We start from the raw sequence: 19,616 nt of genomic DNA, 5'->3' as shown, positions 1-19,616 counted from the left end.
GTGCCGACCATCATCATCGACAAAAACGAGAGGCCGGGCGACGCATGGCGCAAGCGCTACAAGACGCTCTGTCTGCACGATCCGGTCTGGTACGACCATATGCCCTATCTGCCCTTTCCGGACAACTGGCCGGTTTTCACACCGAAGGACAAAATCGGCGACTGGCTCGAGATGTACACGAAGGTCATGGAGCTGAACTACTGGGGCTCGACCGTGTGCAAATCCGCACGCTACGACGAGGCCAAGGGCGAATGGATCGTCGAAGTCGAACGGGAAGGCCGCAATCTCACGCTTCGGCCGAAGCAACTCGTGCTCGCCACCGGTATGTCCGGCAAGCCGAATATCCCGAGCTTCAAGGGCATGGACGTGTTCAAGGGCGAGCAGCATCATTCGTCGCGGCATCCCGGTCCGGACGCGTATCACGGTAAGAAAGTCGTCGTGATCGGCGCGAACAATTCGGCTCACGACATCTGCGCGGCCCTGTGGGAAGCCGGCGTCGACGTGACCATGGTGCAGCGCTCGTCCACGCACATCGTCAAATCGGATTCGCTGATGGAGTTCGCGCTCGGCGATCTTTACTCGGAGCGCGCGGTGGCGGCGGGCATGACGACCGCGAAGGCTGACCTGACCTTTGCTTCCATTCCGTATGCGATCCTTCACCAGTTCCAGATTCCGGTCTTCAACGCAATTCGCGAGCGCGATGCGCAGTTCTATGCACGACTCGAAAAGAGCGGCTTCATGCTCGATTTCGGCGACGACGATTCCGGCCTCTTCATGAAGTACCTTCGGCGCGGCTCGGGCTATTACATCGACGTGGGCGCATCCGAATTCGTCGCCGACGGCAAGATCAAGCTGAAAAGCGGCGTGGACGTGGTCGAGCTGAAAGAGCATTCGGTGTTACTCAGCGACGGCAGCGAACTCGAAGCGGACGTCGTCGTGTATGCAACCGGTTATGGCTCGATGAACGGCTGGGCCGCCGACCTCATCTCACGCGAAGTGGCGGACAAGGTCGGTAAAGTGTGGGGACTCGGCTCGAACACCACGAAAGACCCAGGGCCGTGGGAAGGCGAACAGCGCAACATGTGGAGGCCCACGCAGCAGCAGGCGCTGTGGTTTCATGGCGGGAATTTGCATCAGTCGCGGCATTACTCGCAGTATTTGTCGCTGCAACTGAAAGCTCGCATGGAAGGCATTCCGACGCCGGTGTTCGGATTGCAGAAGGTGCATCACCTGTCGTAAGCGTTCAGGTATTCGGGCCGGCTCGTCGTTTCGCCGGCCTTTCTATGCCTTTATCTGCGTGACAAGGAAATCGACCAGCGCGCGTTGATGCGCATTGAGCACGCCGCCTGAGCTCACCAGCGCAAGCTCTGTTGGCGGCAACGGCGGAAAGCCGTTGCATAAGCGGTGCTCGGGAAGTACCGCTGTAGTCGGCAAAACGGAAATGCCGAGTCCCGAAGAAACCGCTGCCTGAATGCCCGTGAGGCTATGGCTTCCGAATGCAATACGCCAACGCCGATGTGCCTTGTCGAGACCGCGAATCGCGCGCTGCCTGTAGACACAACCTTGCGGAAATAGCGCGAGAGGAATGGGCTCGTCGGAAGACTCCTCCGGCGCAGGCGCATGCGCGCCTCGCACCCACACCAGCGATTCCGGCCATGACGCAAGGCACTCGCCGCTTGCCGGCTCGCGCTTGACGAGCGCGATTTCAATTTCCCCGCTCGACAGCCTGCGTTGCAGATCGGCGCTCATGCCGGCCACCGTTTCCAGCCGAACACCGGGCTTGGTTTTGACGAAGCCCGACAGCATCGCCGACATGCGGCGCGCGTCGAAATCCTCGGGCACGCCGATGCGAAGCGGCGTAACCGCGACGTCGCTGGTAAGCGCATCCTGGGCTTCCTGCGCCAACGCGAGGAGCCGCCGCGCGTACTGCGCGAGCAACTCGCCGTGCTCGGTCGCCGTCACCTGATTGCCGGTACGGTCACGCATCAGCAAGGTGCGCCCGACCAGTTCTTCCAGCCGCCGAACCTGTTGGCTGACGGTGGATTGCGTGCGATGCACGCGCTCGCCCGCGCGCGTGAAACTGCCTTCGTCGACGACGCAAATCAGCGTATTCAACAGGTCGAGATCAAGCATGATGGGCTCGCTTCGTTATTGATGGTGCAACTGACGTAAAGAGATTAATTTAATTTTCAAATAACTGTCAATGCGCCTAACCTTGACGCCATTCACAGAATCCATTCATTTCGGAGCCATCCATGTCATTGCACAACACCGCTCGCCCGCGCTGGCTGACGTTCGACTGCTACGGCACGCTGATCCAGTGGGACGAAGGCTTGCAGGCCGCCGTCCGCGAAATTCTCGAGACGAAGCAGAGTCACGACCTCGACCCTGCGAAACTCATCGCAGTGTATGACCGGCACGAACACGCGCTCGAACAGACCCCGCCGCATCGCTCGTTTCGCGAGGTGGCAGGCATCGGCCTGCGTCTGGCACTCGCGGAACTGGGGTTGCCAGGCGACGAACGCGACGTGCGCATATTGACGGACCGCATCTCCGCGATGCCGCCGTTTCCGGAAGTAGTCGACACATTGCAGCGCCTGAAGCAAGATGGCTATCACCTGTGCATCGTGTCGAATACCGACGACGACGTCATTGCCGGCAATGTCGCGCAACTCGGCGGCCATATCGACCGCGTCATCACCGCTCAGCAGGCGCGCGCATACAAGCCCGCGCGACGGCTGTTCGATTACGCGCATGAGCAACTCGGCGTGACGCGCGACGAAGTCGTGCATATTTGCGCGAGTCCGCATCTCGACCATGCGGCCGCGCGCGACGTGGGTTTTCGCTGCGTGTGGATAGATCGTGCAACGGGCCGCACGCTGCTGCCCGATTACACGCCGGATGCAACGCTCTCGACACTCGATCAGGTTCCGGCGCTTTTCGCTTCGCTCGGCTGGTGACTTTCAGGAACTATGACTATGGCGCACACGCTTTCCTCCATTGGCGCGTCGAATCCGACACCGACGCTGAGACTCGAGTCCGATGAAGTCAACAGGGCGCGAATTGAACTCGCGGCATGCTTTCAACTCGCGGCGCAGTATGGTTTTGAAGAGGGAATCTGCAATCACTTCTCGGCTGTCGTGCCGGGACACGACAATCTGTTTTTCGTGAATCCGTATGGATACGCGTTCTCCGAAATCACTGCATCGCAGCTGCTAGTTTGCGATTTCGACGGACATGTCGTGGCTGGCGAAGGCAAGCCCGAAGCGACTGCGTTTTATATCCATGCGCGTTTGCATCGGTTAAAGCCTCGGGTGAAGGCCGCTTTTCACACGCATATGCCGAATGCGACAGCGTTGTGCCTGCTCGAAGGTCCGCCGCTATTGTGGCTCGGGCAGACCGCATTGAAGTTCTATGGCCGCACAGCCGTCGATGAAAACTACAACGGTCTCGCGCTGGACGATTCGGAAGGCGACCGTATTGCCAGGACGCTCGGCGATGCGGATATCGTGTTCCTCAAGAATCACGGCGTCATGGTGGCGGGCGAGAGTATTGCGCAAGCGTGGGACGATCTTTATTACCTGGAGCGCGCGGCGCAGGTGCAGCTAAAGGCAATGAGCAGCAACCGTCCACTCAAAGCGGTGCCGCACGACGTAGCGCAGCGCACTTATGAACAGATGCGTGCCGGCGACAAGGAAAGCGCGCGCGCTCATCTGGACAGTGCGATGCGCGAGCTGCGCAGACGCGGAATCGCGTTCGACCAATAGAGCTATTTGCGAGCCCCGTGTGCGGCGGCGACTGCATCGAGCCCCGCCATCACGAAGCGGACAAAGTCTTCGACGAGCGCGTTTTTATCTTTTGCGACGGCGGGCAGCAACGCTGCCTGCATCTGCCTTGGCGCAATCATCAGCGCGATGCAGGGCAGCACGGTGAACATCAACGCTCGTTGCACAGCCGGCTCCTGCGGATTCAACTGCAATACTTCCCCGATCAATCCCAGCAGCACGGCCGCCTTTGGCCGCACCGCCTTTTCGATCAGTGCGGGAATCGCGGGCGACGGAGACAGCACCTCGCGCAACATCAGCATGAATCCCCAAGGCGCGCTCGTGCTGGTCGACAGACCGACGAACCGCGAGATCACCGCGCGCAATTTGTCCCTGACGTCGCCCGGCGCTGCTGTGAGCGCGGTCAATTCATCGAGGCTCACGACCTGACGATGCGCTTCCACGAGCGCCGCCTCGTATAGCGCCTCGCGACTGCCGAAGTGATAGTTCACAGACGCCATCGGCGTACCCGCACGCTCACAGATTTCCTTGCTGGTGGCATCGGCGAAACCGCGCGCGGCGAACACCTGCCCCGCAATGTCGAGCAGATGCTGGCGTGTCGCCGCGCCGTCGGGCCGGCTCGCGCGCTTCACCGCTTTCGACTGTTTCAGCGCCGCCGGTTCTTTCACTCGATTCGCCCGTGGCGTTGCGACGGCGTCTGTCACCCGGTCAGTACGTTTCGTCGCGTTAGGCTCACGTGCACCTTGCGCTTTTTTAGCCGTTTCTTTGTGGTCGATGTGCTTGGCGGTCGTCGCTGGTTTTGTCGGCATGGGAAAGTCGGGCTCAAAAAACAGTTTGAATTCGAATTCAAATTCGCATAGCATTCATTCTACTTCATCCGGGCGGATCGGGCACTCAGGTAAGCATCACGAATACCGCTTCCCGCGCTCGAGAATGGATTGCTTACTGGACATGCGCCGCGACTGAGGCACGTAAAGTGGAATCAGATCAATGAAGAACTTCATCGCTTCAATCAGACCGCCCTTGATCGCGCTGCTCATCGGCGTGCTGCTCATGGCCTGCTCGCATCGCGACGAGAACGCTTACCAGGGCTATGTAGAGGGTGAATATGTGTACCTCGGCTCGTCGCAGGCCGGCACGCTCACGCAACTGCAGGTAACGCGCGGACAAACCGTGAAAGCAGATTCGCCGCTTTTCACGCTCGATGTCGTCGACGAAACCGCAGCGCTTCGGCAGGCGCAGCAGCAACTCGCGGCTGCCCGCTCTCAACTCGCCGACATTCAGACCGGCAAGCGAGCACCGGAAGTCAACGTCAATCGCGCACAGCTTGCCGAGGCCGTTGCCAACGCGCGCAAGGCAGCGCTGCAACTTACGCGAGACGAAGCGCAGTACAGCGCAGGCGGCATTTCGAAAGCGCAACTCGACGATTCGCGCGCGAATGCGGATGCCACTTCGGCGCAAGTACGCGAACTCACGAGTCAAGTCGAAGTGGCGCGCTTACCCGGACGCTCGCAACAGATCGGCGCGCAACAGGCGCAGGTCGCCGCGGCCGAAGCCGTGGTCGCACAGGCGCAGTGGAAACTGGATCAGAAGCGCGTGAATGCACCTGCGGACGGGTTTGTCTACGACACGCTCTATCGCAGCGGTGAATGGGTGGCGGCCGGCAGTCCGGTCGTGCAGATGCTGCCGCCGCAGAACATCAAGGTGCGGTTTTTCGTGCCCGAGGCGCTGGTCGGCGCACTCGCGCCCGGACGCGAAGTGAGGATACATTGCGACGGCTGCGCAGCGGATTTACCCGCGAAAATCACCTACGTTTCGAACAACGCAGAGTATACGCCGCCGGTCATCTATAGCAACGAAAGCCGCGCGAAACTGGTCTTCATGATCGAGGCGCATCCGTCCGCCGCAGACGCAACGAAACTTCATCCGGGTCAGCCTGTGACGGTGGCGCTCAAATGAGTACCAATGCTCGCGATTACGTCATCGACGTGCATGAGCTGAACAAGCATTTCGGCGACAAGCATGTGGTCAACGACGTTTCATTGCAGGTCGCGCGCGGCGAGATTTTCGGTTTCCTCGGACCGAACGGCAGCGGCAAGACCACCTGTATCCGTTTGATGTGCGGTCTCCTCACGCCGGACTCGGGCACCGGCACCTGCCTCGGCTACGACATCCGCCGCGAGAGCGCGCAGATCAAGCGCAATGTCGGCTATATGACGCAGCGCTTCTCGTACTGGGAGGATCTGACGATTCGCGAGAACCTCGACTTCGTCGCACGCATTTACCAGATGCGCAACCGGCGCGAAGCCGTCGACAAATCGCTTGAAGCACTCGGGCTGCAAAGCCGCGCGAGCCAGCTGACGGGTTCGCTATCTGGAGGCTGGAAGCAACGTCTGGCGCTCGCTGCATGCATGCTGCACGAGCCGAAACTGCTGTTGCTCGACGAGCCGACCGCGGGCGTCGACCCCACCGCCCGCCGCGACTTCTGGGAAGAATTGCATCGCCTTGCGGCGCGCGGCATATCGGTTCTCGTCAGCACGCACTACATGGATGAAGCCGAACGCTGTCACAAGCTCGCCTATATCGCATACGGAAAACTGCTCGCGCAAGGCACGTCGCGAGACGTAATCGAGTCGCAGGATCTCGCGACGTGGTCGATCCAGAGCGAGCATCTGAGCGAATTGTCGGAGAAGCTGCGTGCGACGCCCGGCGTCGATCAGACCGTGGTATTCGGCGCCGCGCTGCACGCGAGCGGGCGCGATCACGCGGCGCTGGAGCGCGCGATCAGAGAGGTCACCGCAGGCACTGCACTGCGAATGGAGCCAATCGAAACAGGACTCGAAGACGTGTTCATCTATTTGATGAGTCATTCGAAAGACAATTTCGGAGCGCAGTCGTGAGCACAGGTACTGTCTTTTCGTTGATGCGCTGGTGGAGCGTGGTGCTGAAGGAGTTCCTTCAGTTACGGCGCGACCGCGTCACATTCGCAATGATCGTGGGCGTACCCATCGTTCAACTCGCGCTGTTCGGTTTCGCAATCAACACCGACCCGAAGCATCTACCGACCGCCGTCATCGTTCACGATCAGAGCGAGTTCTCGCGCAGCTTCATTGCGGCGATGACCAACTCGGCGTATTTCGACATCGTCGAAACGCTGCCCGACGAAGAAGCCGGGCGCCGCGCGCTCGCGCAGGGCCGTGTGCAATTCGTGCTGAACATACCCGTCGATTTCTCAAGAAAGCTGCTGCGCGGCGAGCACCCTTCGCTGCTCGTCGAAGCCGACGCGACCGACCCGACCGCGACTCACACGGCCGTCGCCGCGCTGCCGAACCTCGTGCAGCCGGTCGCCGACAAGGACATCACGGGACCACTTGCGCATCTGAACGGCCGGCAAAGCGCATTTGGTGTGCAGGTTCACAATCTGTACAACCCGGAAGGCATTACGCAGTACAACGTCGTTCCCGGGCTCATGGGCGTCATTCTGACAATGACGCTCGTGATGATGACAGGTCTCGCCGTCACACGCGAACGTGAACGCGGCACGATGGAAAACCTGCTCGCTACGCCAGTTCTGCCCATCGAGGTCATGACGGGCAAGATCGTGCCGTATGTCGCCATCGGCCTGATTCAGGCGTCGATCATTCTGATTGCGACGCGCTTCGTGTTTCATGTGCCTTTTGTCGGAAATCCGGTGGCGATCTATCTGGCCACGCTGCTCTTCATTGCCGCGAACCTCACCGTCGGAATCACACTGTCGTCGCTGGCGCAAAATCAGTTGCAGGCCATGCAACTGACTGTGTTTTATTTTCTGCCGAACATTCTTCTTTCCGGTTTCATGTTCCCGTTTGCGGGCATGCCGCAATGGGCGCAATTCATCGGCAACCTGCTGCCGTTGACTTATTTCAACCGGCTCATTCGCGGCATTCTGCTCAAGGGCGATGGATGGGCGGACCTGTGGCCCTCTGTGTGGCCGATGGCTCTTTTTACCGCCATTGTGATGGCGATCGCGCTGCGCTTTTACCGGCGCACGCTCGACTAGGAAGAATGTCCCATGAAAGCACTTCCTGTTATTTGCGTATTGACTTTGACCGGCTGCGCGGTGGGACCGGACTTTCACGCACCCGCAGCACCGGAAACGCAAACATATACACGCGACGCACTGTCTGAACATACTGTCTCATCGGACGCACCGGCGGGAGCCGCACAGAAGTTCAGTCTGGGCCAAGATCAGGCGCCCATGTGGTGGCATCAATTCCAGTCCGACGCACTGAACCGTCTCGTCGACGAAGCGTTGCGTCAAAGTCCGACACTCGCGCAAGCGCGCGCGAAACTGATCGGAGCGCGTGAGAACTACACGGCACTCGCCGGTGTCACGCAATTCCCGGGCATCGACGCAACGCTTTCCGGCGCAAGGCAAAAGGTGGATCCCGCTGCGTTCGGTATTGCGCATGTGGAAAACCCCGGGCCATTTTCGTTGTTCAACGCGTCGGTCAGCGTTTCGTATGCGTTCGATATCTTCGGCGGCAATCGGCGCGCGCTCGAAGCAAGCATGGCGCAAGTCGATTACCAATCGTATGAACTCGATGCGGCACGGCTCAGCATCGCCGGCAATGTAGTATCTACCGCCGTGCGGCGCGCGTCGCTGCAACAGCAGGTCGCGCTTACACAACGCCTCGCCGATGCACAGGCACATCAACTGTCCATCATGGAAGCACGCTTCTCCGCAGGCGGCGTGTCGCAACTCGATGTGCGCAGCCAGCGCACGCTGCTCGCACAGACGCGTGCTTCATTGCCGCCGCTCGCGACGCAGCTCGCGGCGGCCGATCATCAATTGGCGATTCTGCTCGGCAGGGCGCCATCGGAAGCAGATTTCGACGAGCTCACTTTTGGCGAGTTGCACTTGCCTGTCGATATTCCCGTCACTTTACCGTCGACGCTCGCGCGTGCACGGCCCGATATACAGGCGTCGGAAGCGTTATTGCACAAGGCCAGCGCGAATGTCGGCGTCGCCACCGCCAACCTGTATCCGCAATTCATGGTGTCGGCGGGAATCGGCTCGGAGCGCACGCGCATTGGCGACATCGTGAACGGGCTGAACATCTGGAATATCGGCCTCAATCTGACCCAGCCGATTTTTCACGGTGGAGAACTGCACGCGAAAAAACGCGCGGCGCAGGCCGCGTATGACGCCGCGTTCGCGAACTATCGGCAAACCGTGCTTCAGGCATTGCAACAGGTCGCCGACTCGCTGAGCGCCATGCAGAACGACGCACAGGAACTTCAGGCGCGCGCCGAGGCCGCGCAGGAAGCGCAGGCTAGCCTGGACGTTGCAACCCGGCAATATGCGGCGGGCGGAATTAGCCAGTTCGGCCTCCTCGACGCTCAACGTCAAGCCTTGACGACCGCAATCGATCAAACTCGCGCGCAAGCAAACCGCTTTACCGACACCGCCGCGTTATTTCAGGCGCTCGGCAGCGGCGTCACGCAGACCTCGTCCGCCAGCAGTCTGTAATCGCGTGCCCCGTCTACGTGTGGCTGCAACTGTGCCTAAGTGGCCGCCCTGTCGCTACTCGCAGCAAAGTGCGCGGCGCACGACGGCATGAGCCTTGCTGAGTCCTCGCAGTGCGGCGCGTTCCCTGTGCCGCTTCAACGGGCGCTATTTCACGACTATGAAACACACTGCTTTGCGGATTACGGCCAGCGCGGCCGCGCTGGCCATCGCGTTGTCGGCTTGCAACCGCTCCAGTTCCTCGTCGACCGATCAGGCGAGTGGCGCGGCCCCCGTCAGTGGGGCAGCGCAGAGCGGGCCCGCGGTGTCGGCGCCCGCCACCGCCGCAAGTGACGCGCCCGCCGGCGCCAGCCAGTAGTCTCTCAATAGCAAATAAGTTTGGCTGCTGACTCGCCCTTTCCGGCATGCGTGCGATCCGTTTCCATGCCGAGGAATAGCCGTTGCTGAACACTGCGCGTTATCGCGCACCTCTTACTCGCACTAACATGGAGCACCCTCATGAACGCTGTTATATTGAATCAACCCGATGATCGCCAGGAAGGCAATGCCATTGCTGCCTACGACGTTGCAGCGAAAGCAGTCGCTTGCTTTGAAAAAGTTATCGAACTGAATGTGCAGACTGTGAAGACCTCATTGTTCGAGCAACAGGCGCTTGTCGATGCGGCGCTATCTTCCGCATCGCTGGATCAGGTAATCGACTTGCAGTTGCAGCAAGTTCCGGCAGCGATAAAGAAGACCTGCGCCTACTGGGGGCACGTCGAAGACATCGCCGTGGATCTGCATAACGAGCTTGCGAGCGTGGTGCAAGACAGCATGCAAAGCTATCTGTCCACGCTGTTCTCCCTGCTTGGCGGCGCTGCCCCGTTCGCCCTTGCATCTGCTGGCCGCACCAACGTGACGAGTCCGCTCGCGATAGAGGAACCTCCGGTCACGCAAAAAGAGCCAGTCGCAATCCTGGACAGTTCGGGCAATGTCGTTTCATCGGGCGGCCAAACGAACTTGCATTAAAGCTGTCAGAGGGCGGCGCAGCAACGGCGCGTCGCCCTCGCCCCGCATCCTGTGCGGCAGGCATGCAAAGTCTCGCCGCGGACAAGCACTCAACGTTTCGCGACATTTGTCCCGCATTTAGGGTCTTTGCCGATATCTATATTTCCCGCACGTTTAGTATTCGACTATACGCACGCTGGGAAGGCGCGCGTGCCGTGCCTCCCAGTGGTCCGATTCCATTCGGGCCGCGCCTGATACCCCCGCATCAAATACTTCCAATGGATCGACTATGAGCAGCACAAGTTTCGCGTCGTTTTGGCATGGGCCAGAATTATCCGCCTATGAGGTGGCCTGTCTAAGTTCTTTCACAGCCTATGACAACGAAGTCGCGCTTTATAGCTATAGCGAAATTGAGAACCTGCCGAAAGGCGTTATTGCGAAAGACGCACGCGCAATTGTGCCACCCGATGCATTAACGGCCTTTCCCATTGACGGCACTCCGTCAATGGCCCATTTCACGGATTATTTCCGGTTCGTCATGTTCACGAAAACGGATGAAGTCTGGGTCGATACCGACATGCTGCTGTTGCGTGCGTTCGATCGCAACGTGCAAGGAAACATCATTGGGCGAGAGTCGGCAACCAGCATCTGCAACGCGCTGCTGCGGCTCGCCCCAGCCGATCCTCGCCTGCTGGAAGCTCTGGAGCGAATAGAAGCGATGAAAGGAACCGCCATAAAATGGGGCGATACGGGTCCGCGTCTGCTCACGTCCGTGTATGGCGTGGAAGCGGGCGCGCCTGAAAGCGATTTCTATCCCGTGCATTTCGACGACTATTACAAAGTATTCCTGCCGCAGCATTTCGACGAATGTGCCGCGTTGTGCGCCGACTCGTACACGCTGCATCTTTGGAACAATCGCGTTGTGAAAATGGGCCTGTTCAAGCGAATCGGACCGCCGCGCGGCTCATTTTTGCATCACATCTTCGAGAAAATCGGCGCGAACACCCTCTTCCGGGAGTTCTATCCGGCGAACGTGATGCAGGCGATGGTGGATAACGTTGAGCAAAAGGTCGGGCGCGACGAGGGCTTTCGCAAGCTCTTGCAGATCAGCGTGCCGGTCGTGAAGACGGCAATTGTGAAACGTCTCGGAGTGAACGCCTGAGTAGACGCGTGCCGTTCAGTCACGCACCGCGCGCGACCTCGATGAGTTCCTTCACGCGTCGGGCGATATTCGTCAAAATGTTTTGCGACGAGGCGGCCTGCTGCTTACGGTGCGGCATACGCTGCAAATCTTCCCAGTCACTTTCCACGGAGCGCGCATGGCTCTCTGGCGTGAACGGCCATTCCATAGCGACCGCGCGCACGGGCGCACCGCGTTGAGCTTCACTGAGGCGCTCGACATACGCATTGATAGCCAGCGCCTCGCGTTCCGCCGCTTCTCTCGAAGCCGCAGCAATGAAGTCGTCATGTCCTTCAATATGAACGCACCACAATTGTTCGCTCACGCGACGTTCCTCGCTGGATAGTGTGTCATAAGGCTCGCACTCAGCAGTTCCCACTTCAAGTCCGAAAAGCATGGGCCCTGCGTCGCCTCACTGAACTTTACGTCGTTGTGTTCGCCATTCCATTCCATCACCTGTACGTTGCCCTCATTGTCGACTGTCACGTCCCACCCAATGCAGCGCGCAAAAGGCACCTTGCGATGCAGTTGCAGAACAGTCTCGACGCAATCGTGGAACGCGGGCATCCTCAAGCCGGCAAACCTGATCTTGGAATCGGGATGTTCGCCCGTCGCGCCCCAGTCGCTCAGCAAGCCCTCCCGAGCCAGCTCTCCAGTGACGAGATCCACCGGTACGCAAACCTCGTCATCGATCCGGATATGCGTATGGCACGCCCTGCCGAGGCGTAAAAAAGCCGCACGAAGCGTGGCGCGGCCCAGGTCATCCACCGCCGTGGTCAGGCGCAACGTTGCAACGGAGTTTGGAGCGAACGCGCTGAGCAGCGGATGTTGGACGATGAATCTCTGAATAACTCCATTGCCGAGCGATTTGATCAGATTGCAGTCAAACGATTTCCGGTCGAAGAAATGAATGCCTTTGCCTTGCGCGGAGCCGTCCAGTTTGAAGACGATCCTCTCGCAATCGCGGAAGACCGCGTGCTCGAGATCCTGTTCATGAACCACCACGTTGCGATCCGTAAAGAACAGACCATTGGCAAAGTACGCAATGTCGGGAAACGCGTCGCAACCGAAGATAACCCGCGACATCGGCTTCAGGTTCGAGATTCTGCCGTAGCCGCCTTTCATACTGGGCACGACCACGCTGCCATAATAGTTGTCCGGTATCCAGCCTTCCTTGAATGTCCCGCTGAAGGCCGCATAAACGCGAAGCCACGGCGCGTAGATCGCATCGCCAAACACGTCGTGTGCATACGTATCGGCGAGCTTGAGGTTCGCGGGGTCGGGCGGTCCGTACTTCTTCTGCAACAGGCGCAGGACCTGTCTCGCCTGCGCGCCGTGCACCCGGTGGAACGTGTATTGCCCCACCCTCTTCATTGAACGTCTGACTACTTTTTCAACGTTGATTAGTTTCATAGTCCGCTCAGTGATAACGCCCGCGTTCCGCAAGTCCTGTACCGCATTACCGGAGCCTCGATCCAACCGATCGATCAGTAAGCGTTGGGATGATGCAGTCCCTTGAAGACAGTCGCGAAAATAATTTTGACGTCGAGCGCAAAAGACCAGTTCCGAAGATAGTACAAATCATGCGCTACCCGGCCCTCCATCTTTTCGATGCGATCGGTCTCCCCGCGAAAGCCATTGATTTGCGCCCAGCCGGTAATGCCTGGCTTGATCCGATACCGGTGGATATAGCCAGAAACGATGTGCTGATAGAGGTCGTCGTGTTCGAGCGCGTGCGGCCTCGGTCCTACGACGGACATATCGCCGCGCAGCACGTTGAAGAACTGCGGCAACTCATCGAGGCTCGTGCGCCTCAGGAACCGCCCGACTCGCGTAATGCGCGGATCGCCGCGAGTCGCCTGCTCCAGCACGCCTTGCTTCTGTTCATGCAGACGCATGCTACGAAACTTATAGATCATAAAAACGCGCCCATCCGCGCCTTTGCGACATTGCTTGAAAAATACCGGGCCGGGCGAGCTGAGTTTGACCGCTATTGCACACGCGAGAAGAATCGGCGAGACGGCAATCAGTGCGACCAGTGCGAAAGTGCGGTCGAACAATTCCTTTTTCACCAGCGCATTGGGCGGCAACGGCGAAGCGGCCAGGTTGATCGTTGGAACGCCGAGCAGTTCCGTCATGCTCCCATCGAAAAGAGCCAGGGCCCGCACATCGGGCATGAAGCGCACATTGATCAGATCATTGCGGAATTCATCGACCAGTTCGAGAATTGCGCGCTCTTCCGACAAGGGCAGCGCAAGCCACACTTCATCGACATGCTGCTCGCGCACGTACTTGGCAAAGGCTGTCCGCTGTTCGAACACGGGAACCGACATCGTGCTTGTGCCAGCCGGACGCAGGTTATAGACAGCGTTGGCGCGGAACCCCGCGGCGGGCTCCTTCTCCATCTTGCGCAAAATCTCGTCGCAATGTTCGCCGCATGCGGCGACGGCTACCTTCTGCAGATTCAAACCAGCGTTGCGGACCCGTCCGAGCAGAACATGGGTCACCATGCGGCCCGCTATCATCGCGCCGCCGGCTATTCCGGTCCAATACACGAACCATAGCCGGGAGACAAAGTCGATGCGATGCAACGAGAACATCAATGCAAGTGCGCATGCCTGGACGAGCAGCCAGCCGAGTGCGACCTGCCCGGCGAGAACCCGTTTAGAACGGCCGCGCCACGACTGATAAACGCCCAATGCCGGAAACACAGCGAGCGAAAACGCCGCCGCGAAAGCGACGAATGCCAGGTAAAAGTTTCGTTGCGCGAAATCATCAAAACGGATGTGAGAGGCGGCGAATGCGCCGCCGAGGATCATCGCCACATCGAACAATCTGGCCAATAGGCCTGTAATCAGTCGCATAGCAGCTCCCTCACCCACGTTCTGGTTGGCCACGGTCGATTAACCGGCACGGCCATACTTGTCGTCGAATCGAACGATGTCGTCTTCGCCGAGATAGGTTCCGGATTGCACTTCGATGATCTGAAGCGGAACGCAACCGGGGTTCTCGAGACGGTGACGAATACCCAGTGGGATATACGTCGACTCGTTTTCGCCGAGGAGGAATTTTTCGTCGCCGCGCGTAACGAGCGCCGTGCCGCTGACTACGACCCAATGTTCGGCCCGGTGATGATGCATCTGCAAGGACAGGCGCGCGCCCGGCATGACCACGATTCGTTTCACCTGAAAACGGTCGCCATGATCGATCGAATCGTAAAAGCCCCAGGGGCGGCGCACCTTTCTGTGCGCATCGGCTTCAGGCGATCTTTCCGCCTTGATGCGCGACACGAGCCCCTTGATGTCCTGCACGTGCGAGCGGTCAGCGACCAGAACGGCGTCATCCGTTTCGACGACGATCAGATCGTTCGTCCCGACACATGCCAGCAGCCGCCCACCTTGCGAACGAGCGTAAGTTGCCGTCGCGCCCTCGAACAGAACACGGCCGCTCGATGCGTTCCCGCAATCGTCTTTCTCCATCGCTTGCCACACGGCGTCCCACGACCCGAGATCCGACCAGCCCGCCTGAAGCGGCACGACTATGCCTGTGAACGGCGAATCAGGCTTGCCGAGATGCTCCATCACCGCATAGTCGATCGAATCCGACGGCGATTGCAAGAACGCTTCGGCATCGGGCACGACACAGCCGTCCGTGATCTTCGCGCCTTCGTAAGCCCGCACGCACGCGTCGTGAATCTGCGGCTGAAACTGCCGGATCACGTCGAGCCATACGGACGCGCGTACCACGAACATGCCGCTGTTCCACCAGTAATTGCCAGACTCGACATACTGCGCGGCCAATTCGGGCGCTGGCTTCTCGACGAAACGCTCGATTCGATGCACGCCATCCTGCAACGCGCTGCCGAGACGGATATAGCCGAAGCCGGTGTCGCCGCCAGTAGGTGGAACACCGAGCGTCGCAATCGCACCTGCATCGGCATAACGGGCCGCGATTTCGATTGCCTTATGAAGGGCCTTCACATTCGCAATCGCGTGGTCTGCGGGCATCGTCACGAGAATGACGTCCTGCCCCTGCGAAGCCGCGGTCAGCGCCGCCAGCGTCAGCGCGGGCGCCGTATCGCGACGTCCTGGCTCGACGACGATGCGCGCGTTCACGCCGCTTTCCCGCGCCTGCTCGTAAGTCGCGAAGTAGTGCTCCGCGCCGCACACGATCACCGGTTCCGGAGCGACTGTCCAAAGCGGATTAAAGTCATCCATCCGACCCATCGTGGCCTGCAACAGCGTCTTGTCACCGATCACGTCGATGAGCTGCTTCGGGAACTGCTCACGCGATACGGGCCACAGGCGCGTCCCCGATCCGCCAGCCAGAATCACTTGCGCGAGCGGCGGAAATTCCTGCGACGCTTCGCTTCGCGCTTCGATGTCGGCTTCGCCAGCGGCTGTGAAAACTTTATCCATTTATCGCTCCTAGCCATGCAAACCGGACTGCGATTAATCGCATAAGCGCCGACGAAATACGCTATACGTCGGCACCGCTTCGGTCTCACATGTGATCAATCACGGGGTGTGGGCATCAACGGGCTAAGCAGCCGTTCTGTCCGCGCAAAGCAAGGATGCACACCGGGGTTCTCGTCCGGGAACGCCACGCTTTCGCCCTCAGGCGCCAGCCGGATCGCTCACGAAACTAACGGCATACATATCGGCGTGGCGCCAGAAAGCCGATGCCACTGAAGCATTACTCAATGTGATCAATCATAGTCACCTCACGCTGCACCACAGCAATGGTGGCGCGATCAGTTGAGGTTTTGGCCAGCCTCGTGGCATCACTGTGCGCGCCCGCCCACATGGCCTTTTCTGTTGTCCCCGTCCATGCGCCAATGCGTGGAAATCAGTGCCTATACGTGGTAACTTCATAGGCGAGTGGGACGCTTGTTCACCCAACCGTAGGACCCCGATCTTGTACAGGTTCGCCATCTTTCCGGCGCACCGCATCTCCAACCAGGTTGTTTGCACGTAATGGCCATGTCATTGCAGGCTATGCGCCATTTGTTTTTCGGGAGTCGCAATGGCTTACATTTCGCTACTTGCGCTGTTTCTCACAGTCACGAATCTCGTGCCTGTGAGCGCGGTTGGCTTTGTGCCAATCGTTCTGTACTCGTGGCGTTTTTTCGGTCGGCGCTATCCGGCTTTCATTACGCCGCTCACCGCGTTGACAGCGCTGATCGTGGTGTCCACGCTGCTTTACGATCCGCAATCGTTTACCGAATTCGACTTCTACCGGCGTGACGGTAACTTCTTCATTTCGTATGCGCCCATTTTTGCCGGCTGCCTGTACGTGCACCGGCTCGATCTGAACAAAGTGCTCCGCACGTTTTTCATCTTTGCGGTGGGCATCAATATTCCGCCCTACGCTTACTACATCGCCCAGAGCGGACTATTGAGCATCTTCACGAACCCGGACAACAGCTTCGGCAGCTACTTCATCGCTCGCAACGCAGCGGGCGGTTTCTTCGCGATGCTGTTGTGCCTTGGTGTTGGGTGCTATCTGCAAAAGCGCAGCAAGCTGCTGCTCGCGTTGATCGCAGTCAACGCTCTGATGCTGTTTTCCACTTACAGCCGGGGCTCGCTGCTGGGCGTCGCCGCAGTGCTGCCGTACCTCTATTTCGGCCGCAAGCGCTGGCTACTGTCCGTGTTAATGGGCGGCCTGCTAGTGGGTTCGCTTGCAGTAGCGGTCTACCACACCGACGCGACCGTCGACTACATGGGCTACTCATTCACCATTCACAATCAGGATGCCAAGGTGGCCAATCTGAACATCCGGTATGAGTGGCTGTGGCCGCGCGCACTTGCCTATTTCGAGCAAAGCCCGATCGTTGGCCTGGGTTTCGGTTCATTCGACGATCACATCGGCAATGTAACGTCGTACTTCCATCTGTTCGGTGCGCCGTCCGACATCGTCGTCGAACACAGCGATTCGCACGCGCACAACTCTTACTTGAATTTCCTCGCGGAAACCGGTGCGGTGGGTCTCTTCCTCCTGCTGAGCTTCTTCTGGAAACTTATCGAGTGGAGCAAGCATGGAGCAGCCGCGAGCGCGCTAGTCGGAGGCGGACAAAACTTCGCCGCTTTCCGGTTTGTCGAGATCTCGTCCGTGTGTCTGCTGGTCATGGCCGCAACCGAGCATCGCCTCGTGTCACCCTCGAATGTTCTGATCCTATCGCTCGTCATCTCTTTGCTGCTGGCATCGCAATCGGCCAATGCGATAGTCGCGGAATTCAACCGGCGGAACTCGCTGATCCGCTCGCGCGTCTGAAAGTCTCCGCGCCCACTTCGCTGTAGCGGGAGCCTCATGGCCCCGCTGCAGCGAAACGCAACAACAATGAGAACGCTATGTGGACTGTATTCACCAACATAGGCGATGCCGCCGTCACTTTGCCCGTGGCGGCTGTCTGCGCCTGCTGGATCGCACTGGTCAACGTCAAGCTGGCCTGCCGGTGGGTTGCGATGCTCTGCGCGGGCATTGCCATTGTCGGCGCGAGCAAGGTCTTCTATGCGGGCTGGGGCATCTCTTTTCCAGCTTCTGACTTCCGCGTGATCAGCGGCCACGCCATGCTGTCTACATCCGTCTGGATGGTGGCCCTCGCATTGCAGTTGCAATGGTGGCGTCTGCCGCCGTCGTTCGGCATCGTGGCCGGGCTGGGAATCGGCGCGCTAACCGGCGTATCGCGTTTGATGGATCAATCGCATTCTTTGCCTGAAGTGGTTGCAGGCTGGATTCTCGGTGCGCTCGTGGGCCTCGTTTTCCTGCGCACAGCGCTTTCCGTGCAGTTCGAACGCCCGCGGCCGGCGTGGTCGGCTGCGAGCCTCCTATTCGTCTGCGCACTCGCCTACGGGCACCAGGCCCCGCTTCAGCGGCTCATTGAAACGCGTTCGCCGCAGATACACAGCCACGCTCATTCGATCATGGCTTTGGCCGGTCGCGTCAAATATCGCATTCAATCTTACGAGGGCGCGCTCGCAAGATGACGTTCGTCGACAGCCCGTTCTCGCACCAGATACGGGCGAAGCTGTTCGATCGAGCTGCGCAGCAGCCGCGCGTCGATGAAATCCGTCAATGCCGTTTTGAAGTTCTCGGTTGAGAACCGCTCGGCGTTCTGGCGGCAATTGAGCGGATCGAATAGAGCAGCGTTATGCTCGAACCGCGTCACGGCTTCCAGCAATGACTCGACCGTCTGCTCGCCGAAGAAGACGCCAGTTGGCTGCTCGAGTGGCAAGCCAACAACCGATTCAAGCGCGCCTCCCCTGCCAAACGCAATCACCGGCGTGCCGCATGCCTGCGCTTCCACCACGGAGATGCCGAAGTCCTCTTCTGCCGCGAACACGAATGCGCGGGCCCGTCGCAAATGATCGACCAGCACTTCCAGAGGCTGGTGACCGAGCACCGTCACATTGGGGCCAGCAACGGCCTTGATCCGCTTCATCTCCGGGCCGTCGCCTATCACCACGAGCCGGCGTTCGGGCGTCTGCGAGAAAGCCCGCACGATGAGGTCGATACGCTTGTACGGCACCATGCGAGAAGCCGTCACGTAGAAGTTCTCTTTCTGCGTGCACAGGACCATGTTCTCGAGATCGACGGGCGGATAAATGACAGTGGCGTCGCGTTGATACGCCTTCCTGATTCGCCGAGCGATGAAATGGGAATTCGCGAGCAGGTGATCGACCCCGTTCGCCGAGCGCGAGTCCCAGCCGCGAATGTAGTGCAGCAGCGCGCGCGCCATGATGGACTTGAGCCCCTTGTTGAGACGAGATTCGCGCAAGTACTGATGCTGCAAATCCCACGCATAGCGAATCGGCGAATGCACGTAGCTGATGTGAATCTGATTCGGCCCGGTCAGCACGCCTTTAGCCACCGCGTGCGAACTCGAGATAACGAGGTCGTATGCAGACAGGTCGAGCTGTTCAATCGCGATCGGCATCAACGGCAGATATGCCCGGTAGCGCGTCCGCGCAAACGGCATCTTCTGAATGAACGACGTGTTGACGGACTTGCCTTTAATGCAATCGCGGTCTTCGAGAAAGTCGACAATCGAGAAGAGGTCCGCTTTCGGGAAGCACTCGATAATGCTCTTCAGAACCTTCTCCGCGCCGCCCGAAACCACCAGCCAATCGTGAACAATAGCGACTTTCACTTCAAC

18 protein-coding genes are annotated in these 19,616 nt (G+C 59.3%); 11 read left to right on the top strand and 7 right to left on the bottom strand.

Translation table 11 applies throughout. From position 1 onward, the window contains the following. The coding region (locus F759_RS0116425; RefSeq protein ID WP_027800828.1) for a flavin-containing monooxygenase at positions 1-1,239 on the top strand (1,239 nt) is incomplete at its 5' end. A gap of 42 nt (positions 1,240-1,281) precedes the next feature. On the opposite strand, the gene F759_RS0116420 is transcribed toward F759_RS0116425, so the two are convergent. Continuing rightward, complete coding sequence (locus tag F759_RS0116420) at positions 1,282-2,133, bottom strand: LysR substrate-binding domain-containing protein (RefSeq protein WP_027800827.1); 852 nt, start codon at positions 2,131-2,133, stop codon at positions 1,282-1,284. A gap of 122 nt (positions 2,134-2,255) precedes the next feature. Between F759_RS0116420 and F759_RS0116415 the strand changes: the two genes are divergently transcribed. Together F759_RS0116415 and F759_RS0116410 are read left to right on the top strand one after the other, a co-directional pair. Continuing rightward, a complete protein-coding gene (locus F759_RS0116415; RefSeq protein ID WP_027800826.1) occupies positions 2,256-2,960 on the top strand; it encodes a haloacid dehalogenase type II in 705 nt (234 codons plus the stop codon). An 18-nt stretch (positions 2,961-2,978) separates the two neighbouring features. After that, entirely contained in the window at positions 2,979-3,767 is a 789-nt protein-coding gene (locus F759_RS0116410) for an aldolase (RefSeq protein WP_027800825.1), read from the top strand. A gap of 2 nt (positions 3,768-3,769) precedes the next feature. Here F759_RS0116410 and F759_RS0116405 read toward each other — a convergent pair whose 3' ends face one another. Beyond that, entirely contained in the window at positions 3,770-4,453 is a 684-nt protein-coding gene (locus tag F759_RS0116405; protein ID WP_407668536.1) for a TetR/AcrR family transcriptional regulator, read from the bottom strand. Between the two features lie 322 nt (positions 4,454-4,775). Between F759_RS0116405 and F759_RS0116400 the strand changes: the two genes are divergently transcribed. The 6 genes from F759_RS0116400 to F759_RS0116375 all read left to right on the top strand — a co-directional run bounded on the left by F759_RS0116400 (position 4,776) and on the right by F759_RS0116375 (position 11,443). Continuing rightward, the gene (locus F759_RS0116400; protein WP_027800823.1) at positions 4,776-5,744 is read left to right on the top strand and encodes an HlyD family secretion protein; all 969 of its coding nucleotides are present in this window, start codon (positions 4,776-4,778) and stop codon (positions 5,742-5,744) included. Continuing rightward, on the top strand, positions 5,741-6,685 hold the full coding sequence (locus F759_RS0116395) for an ABC transporter ATP-binding protein (protein WP_027800822.1): 945 nt from the start codon (positions 5,741-5,743) through the stop codon (positions 6,683-6,685). The genes F759_RS0116400 and F759_RS0116395 overlap by 4 nt, the downstream gene beginning before the upstream one ends. A gap of 23 nt (positions 6,686-6,708) precedes the next feature. Continuing rightward, positions 6,709-7,824 carry an ABC transporter permease gene (locus tag F759_RS0116390; RefSeq protein ID WP_051377306.1) on the top strand — a complete coding sequence of 372 codons (1,116 nt, stop codon included), beginning with the start codon at positions 6,709-6,711 and terminating at the stop codon, positions 7,822-7,824. 12 nt (positions 7,825-7,836) lie between these two features. Continuing rightward, on the top strand, positions 7,837-9,297 hold the full coding sequence (locus tag F759_RS0116385; protein WP_027800820.1) for an efflux transporter outer membrane subunit: 1,461 nt from the start codon (positions 7,837-7,839) through the stop codon (positions 9,295-9,297). Positions 9,298-9,792: 495 nt separating this feature from the next. After that, positions 9,793-10,302 carry a phasin family protein gene (locus F759_RS0116380; protein ID WP_027800819.1) on the top strand — a complete coding sequence of 170 codons (510 nt, stop codon included), beginning with the start codon at positions 9,793-9,795 and terminating at the stop codon, positions 10,300-10,302. Positions 10,303-10,786: 484 nt separating this feature from the next. Continuing rightward, the gene (locus F759_RS0116375; protein WP_244438844.1) at positions 10,787-11,443 is read left to right on the top strand and encodes a hypothetical protein; all 657 of its coding nucleotides are present in this window, start codon (positions 10,787-10,789) and stop codon (positions 11,441-11,443) included. A 19-nt stretch (positions 11,444-11,462) separates the two neighbouring features. Here F759_RS0116375 and F759_RS0116370 read toward each other — a convergent pair whose 3' ends face one another. The 4 genes from F759_RS0116370 to F759_RS0116355 form a co-directional block, all read right to left on the bottom strand. Next, complete coding sequence (locus F759_RS0116370; protein WP_027800817.1) at positions 11,463-11,786, bottom strand: hypothetical protein; 324 nt, start codon at positions 11,784-11,786, stop codon at positions 11,463-11,465. Then, the gene (locus F759_RS0116365) at positions 11,783-12,835 is read right to left on the bottom strand and encodes a sugar-transfer associated ATP-grasp domain-containing protein (RefSeq protein ID WP_036024560.1); all 1,053 of its coding nucleotides are present in this window, start codon (positions 12,833-12,835) and stop codon (positions 11,783-11,785) included. Before F759_RS0116365 ends, F759_RS0116370 begins: the two co-directional genes overlap by 4 nt. A gap of 113 nt (positions 12,836-12,948) precedes the next feature. Further along, positions 12,949-14,325, bottom strand: a complete 1,377-nt coding sequence (locus F759_RS0116360; RefSeq protein ID WP_027800815.1) for an undecaprenyl-phosphate glucose phosphotransferase — start codon at positions 14,323-14,325, stop codon at positions 12,949-12,951. Between the two features lie 39 nt (positions 14,326-14,364). Continuing rightward, complete coding sequence (locus tag F759_RS0116355; RefSeq protein ID WP_027800814.1) at positions 14,365-15,879, bottom strand: mannose-1-phosphate guanylyltransferase/mannose-6-phosphate isomerase; 1,515 nt, start codon at positions 15,877-15,879, stop codon at positions 14,365-14,367. 607 nt (positions 15,880-16,486) lie between these two features. Between F759_RS0116355 and F759_RS0116350 the strand changes: the two genes are divergently transcribed. Together F759_RS0116350 and F759_RS0116345 are read left to right on the top strand one after the other, a co-directional pair. After that, entirely contained in the window at positions 16,487-17,734 is a 1,248-nt protein-coding gene (locus F759_RS0116350; RefSeq protein ID WP_027800813.1) for an O-antigen ligase family protein, read from the top strand. 77 nt (positions 17,735-17,811) lie between these two features. Further along, the gene (locus tag F759_RS0116345; RefSeq protein WP_027800812.1) at positions 17,812-18,447 is read left to right on the top strand and encodes a phosphatase PAP2 family protein; all 636 of its coding nucleotides are present in this window, start codon (positions 17,812-17,814) and stop codon (positions 18,445-18,447) included. Here F759_RS0116345 and F759_RS0116340 read toward each other — a convergent pair. Further along, positions 18,423-19,610 (bottom strand): glycosyltransferase family 4 protein, encoded by a 1,188-nt coding sequence (locus F759_RS0116340; RefSeq protein ID WP_027800811.1) that lies wholly within the window; start codon positions 19,608-19,610, stop codon positions 18,423-18,425. The genes F759_RS0116345 and F759_RS0116340 overlap by 25 nt on opposite strands. Positions 19,611-19,616 lie beyond the last annotated feature (6 nt).

This window comes from Paraburkholderia dilworthii (assembly GCF_000472525.1).
GTDB lineage: Bacteria > Pseudomonadota > Gammaproteobacteria > Burkholderiales > Burkholderiaceae > Paraburkholderia > Paraburkholderia dilworthii.
The sequence above is the reverse complement of the archived record's forward strand: the minus strand, read 5'-3'. Positions and strand labels throughout refer to the sequence as shown.

Excerpts from the sequence above, each read along its gene's own strand:
- F759_RS0116420 (WP_027800827.1), bottom strand. The coding sequence starts at position 2,133 with ATGCTTGATCTCGACCTGTTGAATACGCTGATTTGCGTCGTCGACGAA.
- F759_RS0116385 (WP_027800820.1), top strand. The coding sequence starts at position 7,837 with ATGAAAGCACTTCCTGTTATTTGCGTATTGACTTTGACCGGCTGCGCG.
- F759_RS0116360 (WP_027800815.1), bottom strand. The coding sequence starts at position 14,325 with ATGCGACTGATTACAGGCCTATTGGCCAGATTGTTCGATGTGGCGATG.
- F759_RS0116350 (WP_027800813.1), top strand. The coding sequence starts at position 16,487 with ATGGCTTACATTTCGCTACTTGCGCTGTTTCTCACAGTCACGAATCTC.
- F759_RS0116410 (WP_027800825.1), top strand. The coding sequence starts at position 2,979 with ATGGCGCACACGCTTTCCTCCATTGGCGCGTCGAATCCGACACCGACG.
- F759_RS0116345 (WP_027800812.1), top strand. The coding sequence starts at position 17,812 with ATGTGGACTGTATTCACCAACATAGGCGATGCCGCCGTCACTTTGCCC.
- F759_RS0116375 (WP_244438844.1), top strand. The coding sequence starts at position 10,787 with ATGGCCCATTTCACGGATTATTTCCGGTTCGTCATGTTCACGAAAACG.
- F759_RS0116390 (WP_051377306.1), top strand. The coding sequence starts at position 6,709 with ATGCGCTGGTGGAGCGTGGTGCTGAAGGAGTTCCTTCAGTTACGGCGC.
- F759_RS0116400 (WP_027800823.1), top strand. The coding sequence starts at position 4,776 with ATGAAGAACTTCATCGCTTCAATCAGACCGCCCTTGATCGCGCTGCTC.
- F759_RS0116395 (WP_027800822.1), top strand. The coding sequence starts at position 5,741 with ATGAGTACCAATGCTCGCGATTACGTCATCGACGTGCATGAGCTGAAC.
- F759_RS0116355 (WP_027800814.1), bottom strand. The coding sequence starts at position 15,879 with ATGGATAAAGTTTTCACAGCCGCTGGCGAAGCCGACATCGAAGCGCGA.
- F759_RS0116415 (WP_027800826.1), top strand. The coding sequence starts at position 2,256 with ATGTCATTGCACAACACCGCTCGCCCGCGCTGGCTGACGTTCGACTGC.
- F759_RS0116380 (WP_027800819.1), top strand. The coding sequence starts at position 9,793 with ATGAACGCTGTTATATTGAATCAACCCGATGATCGCCAGGAAGGCAAT.
- F759_RS0116365 (WP_036024560.1), bottom strand. The coding sequence starts at position 12,835 with ATGAAGAGGGTGGGGCAATACACGTTCCACCGGGTGCACGGCGCGCAG.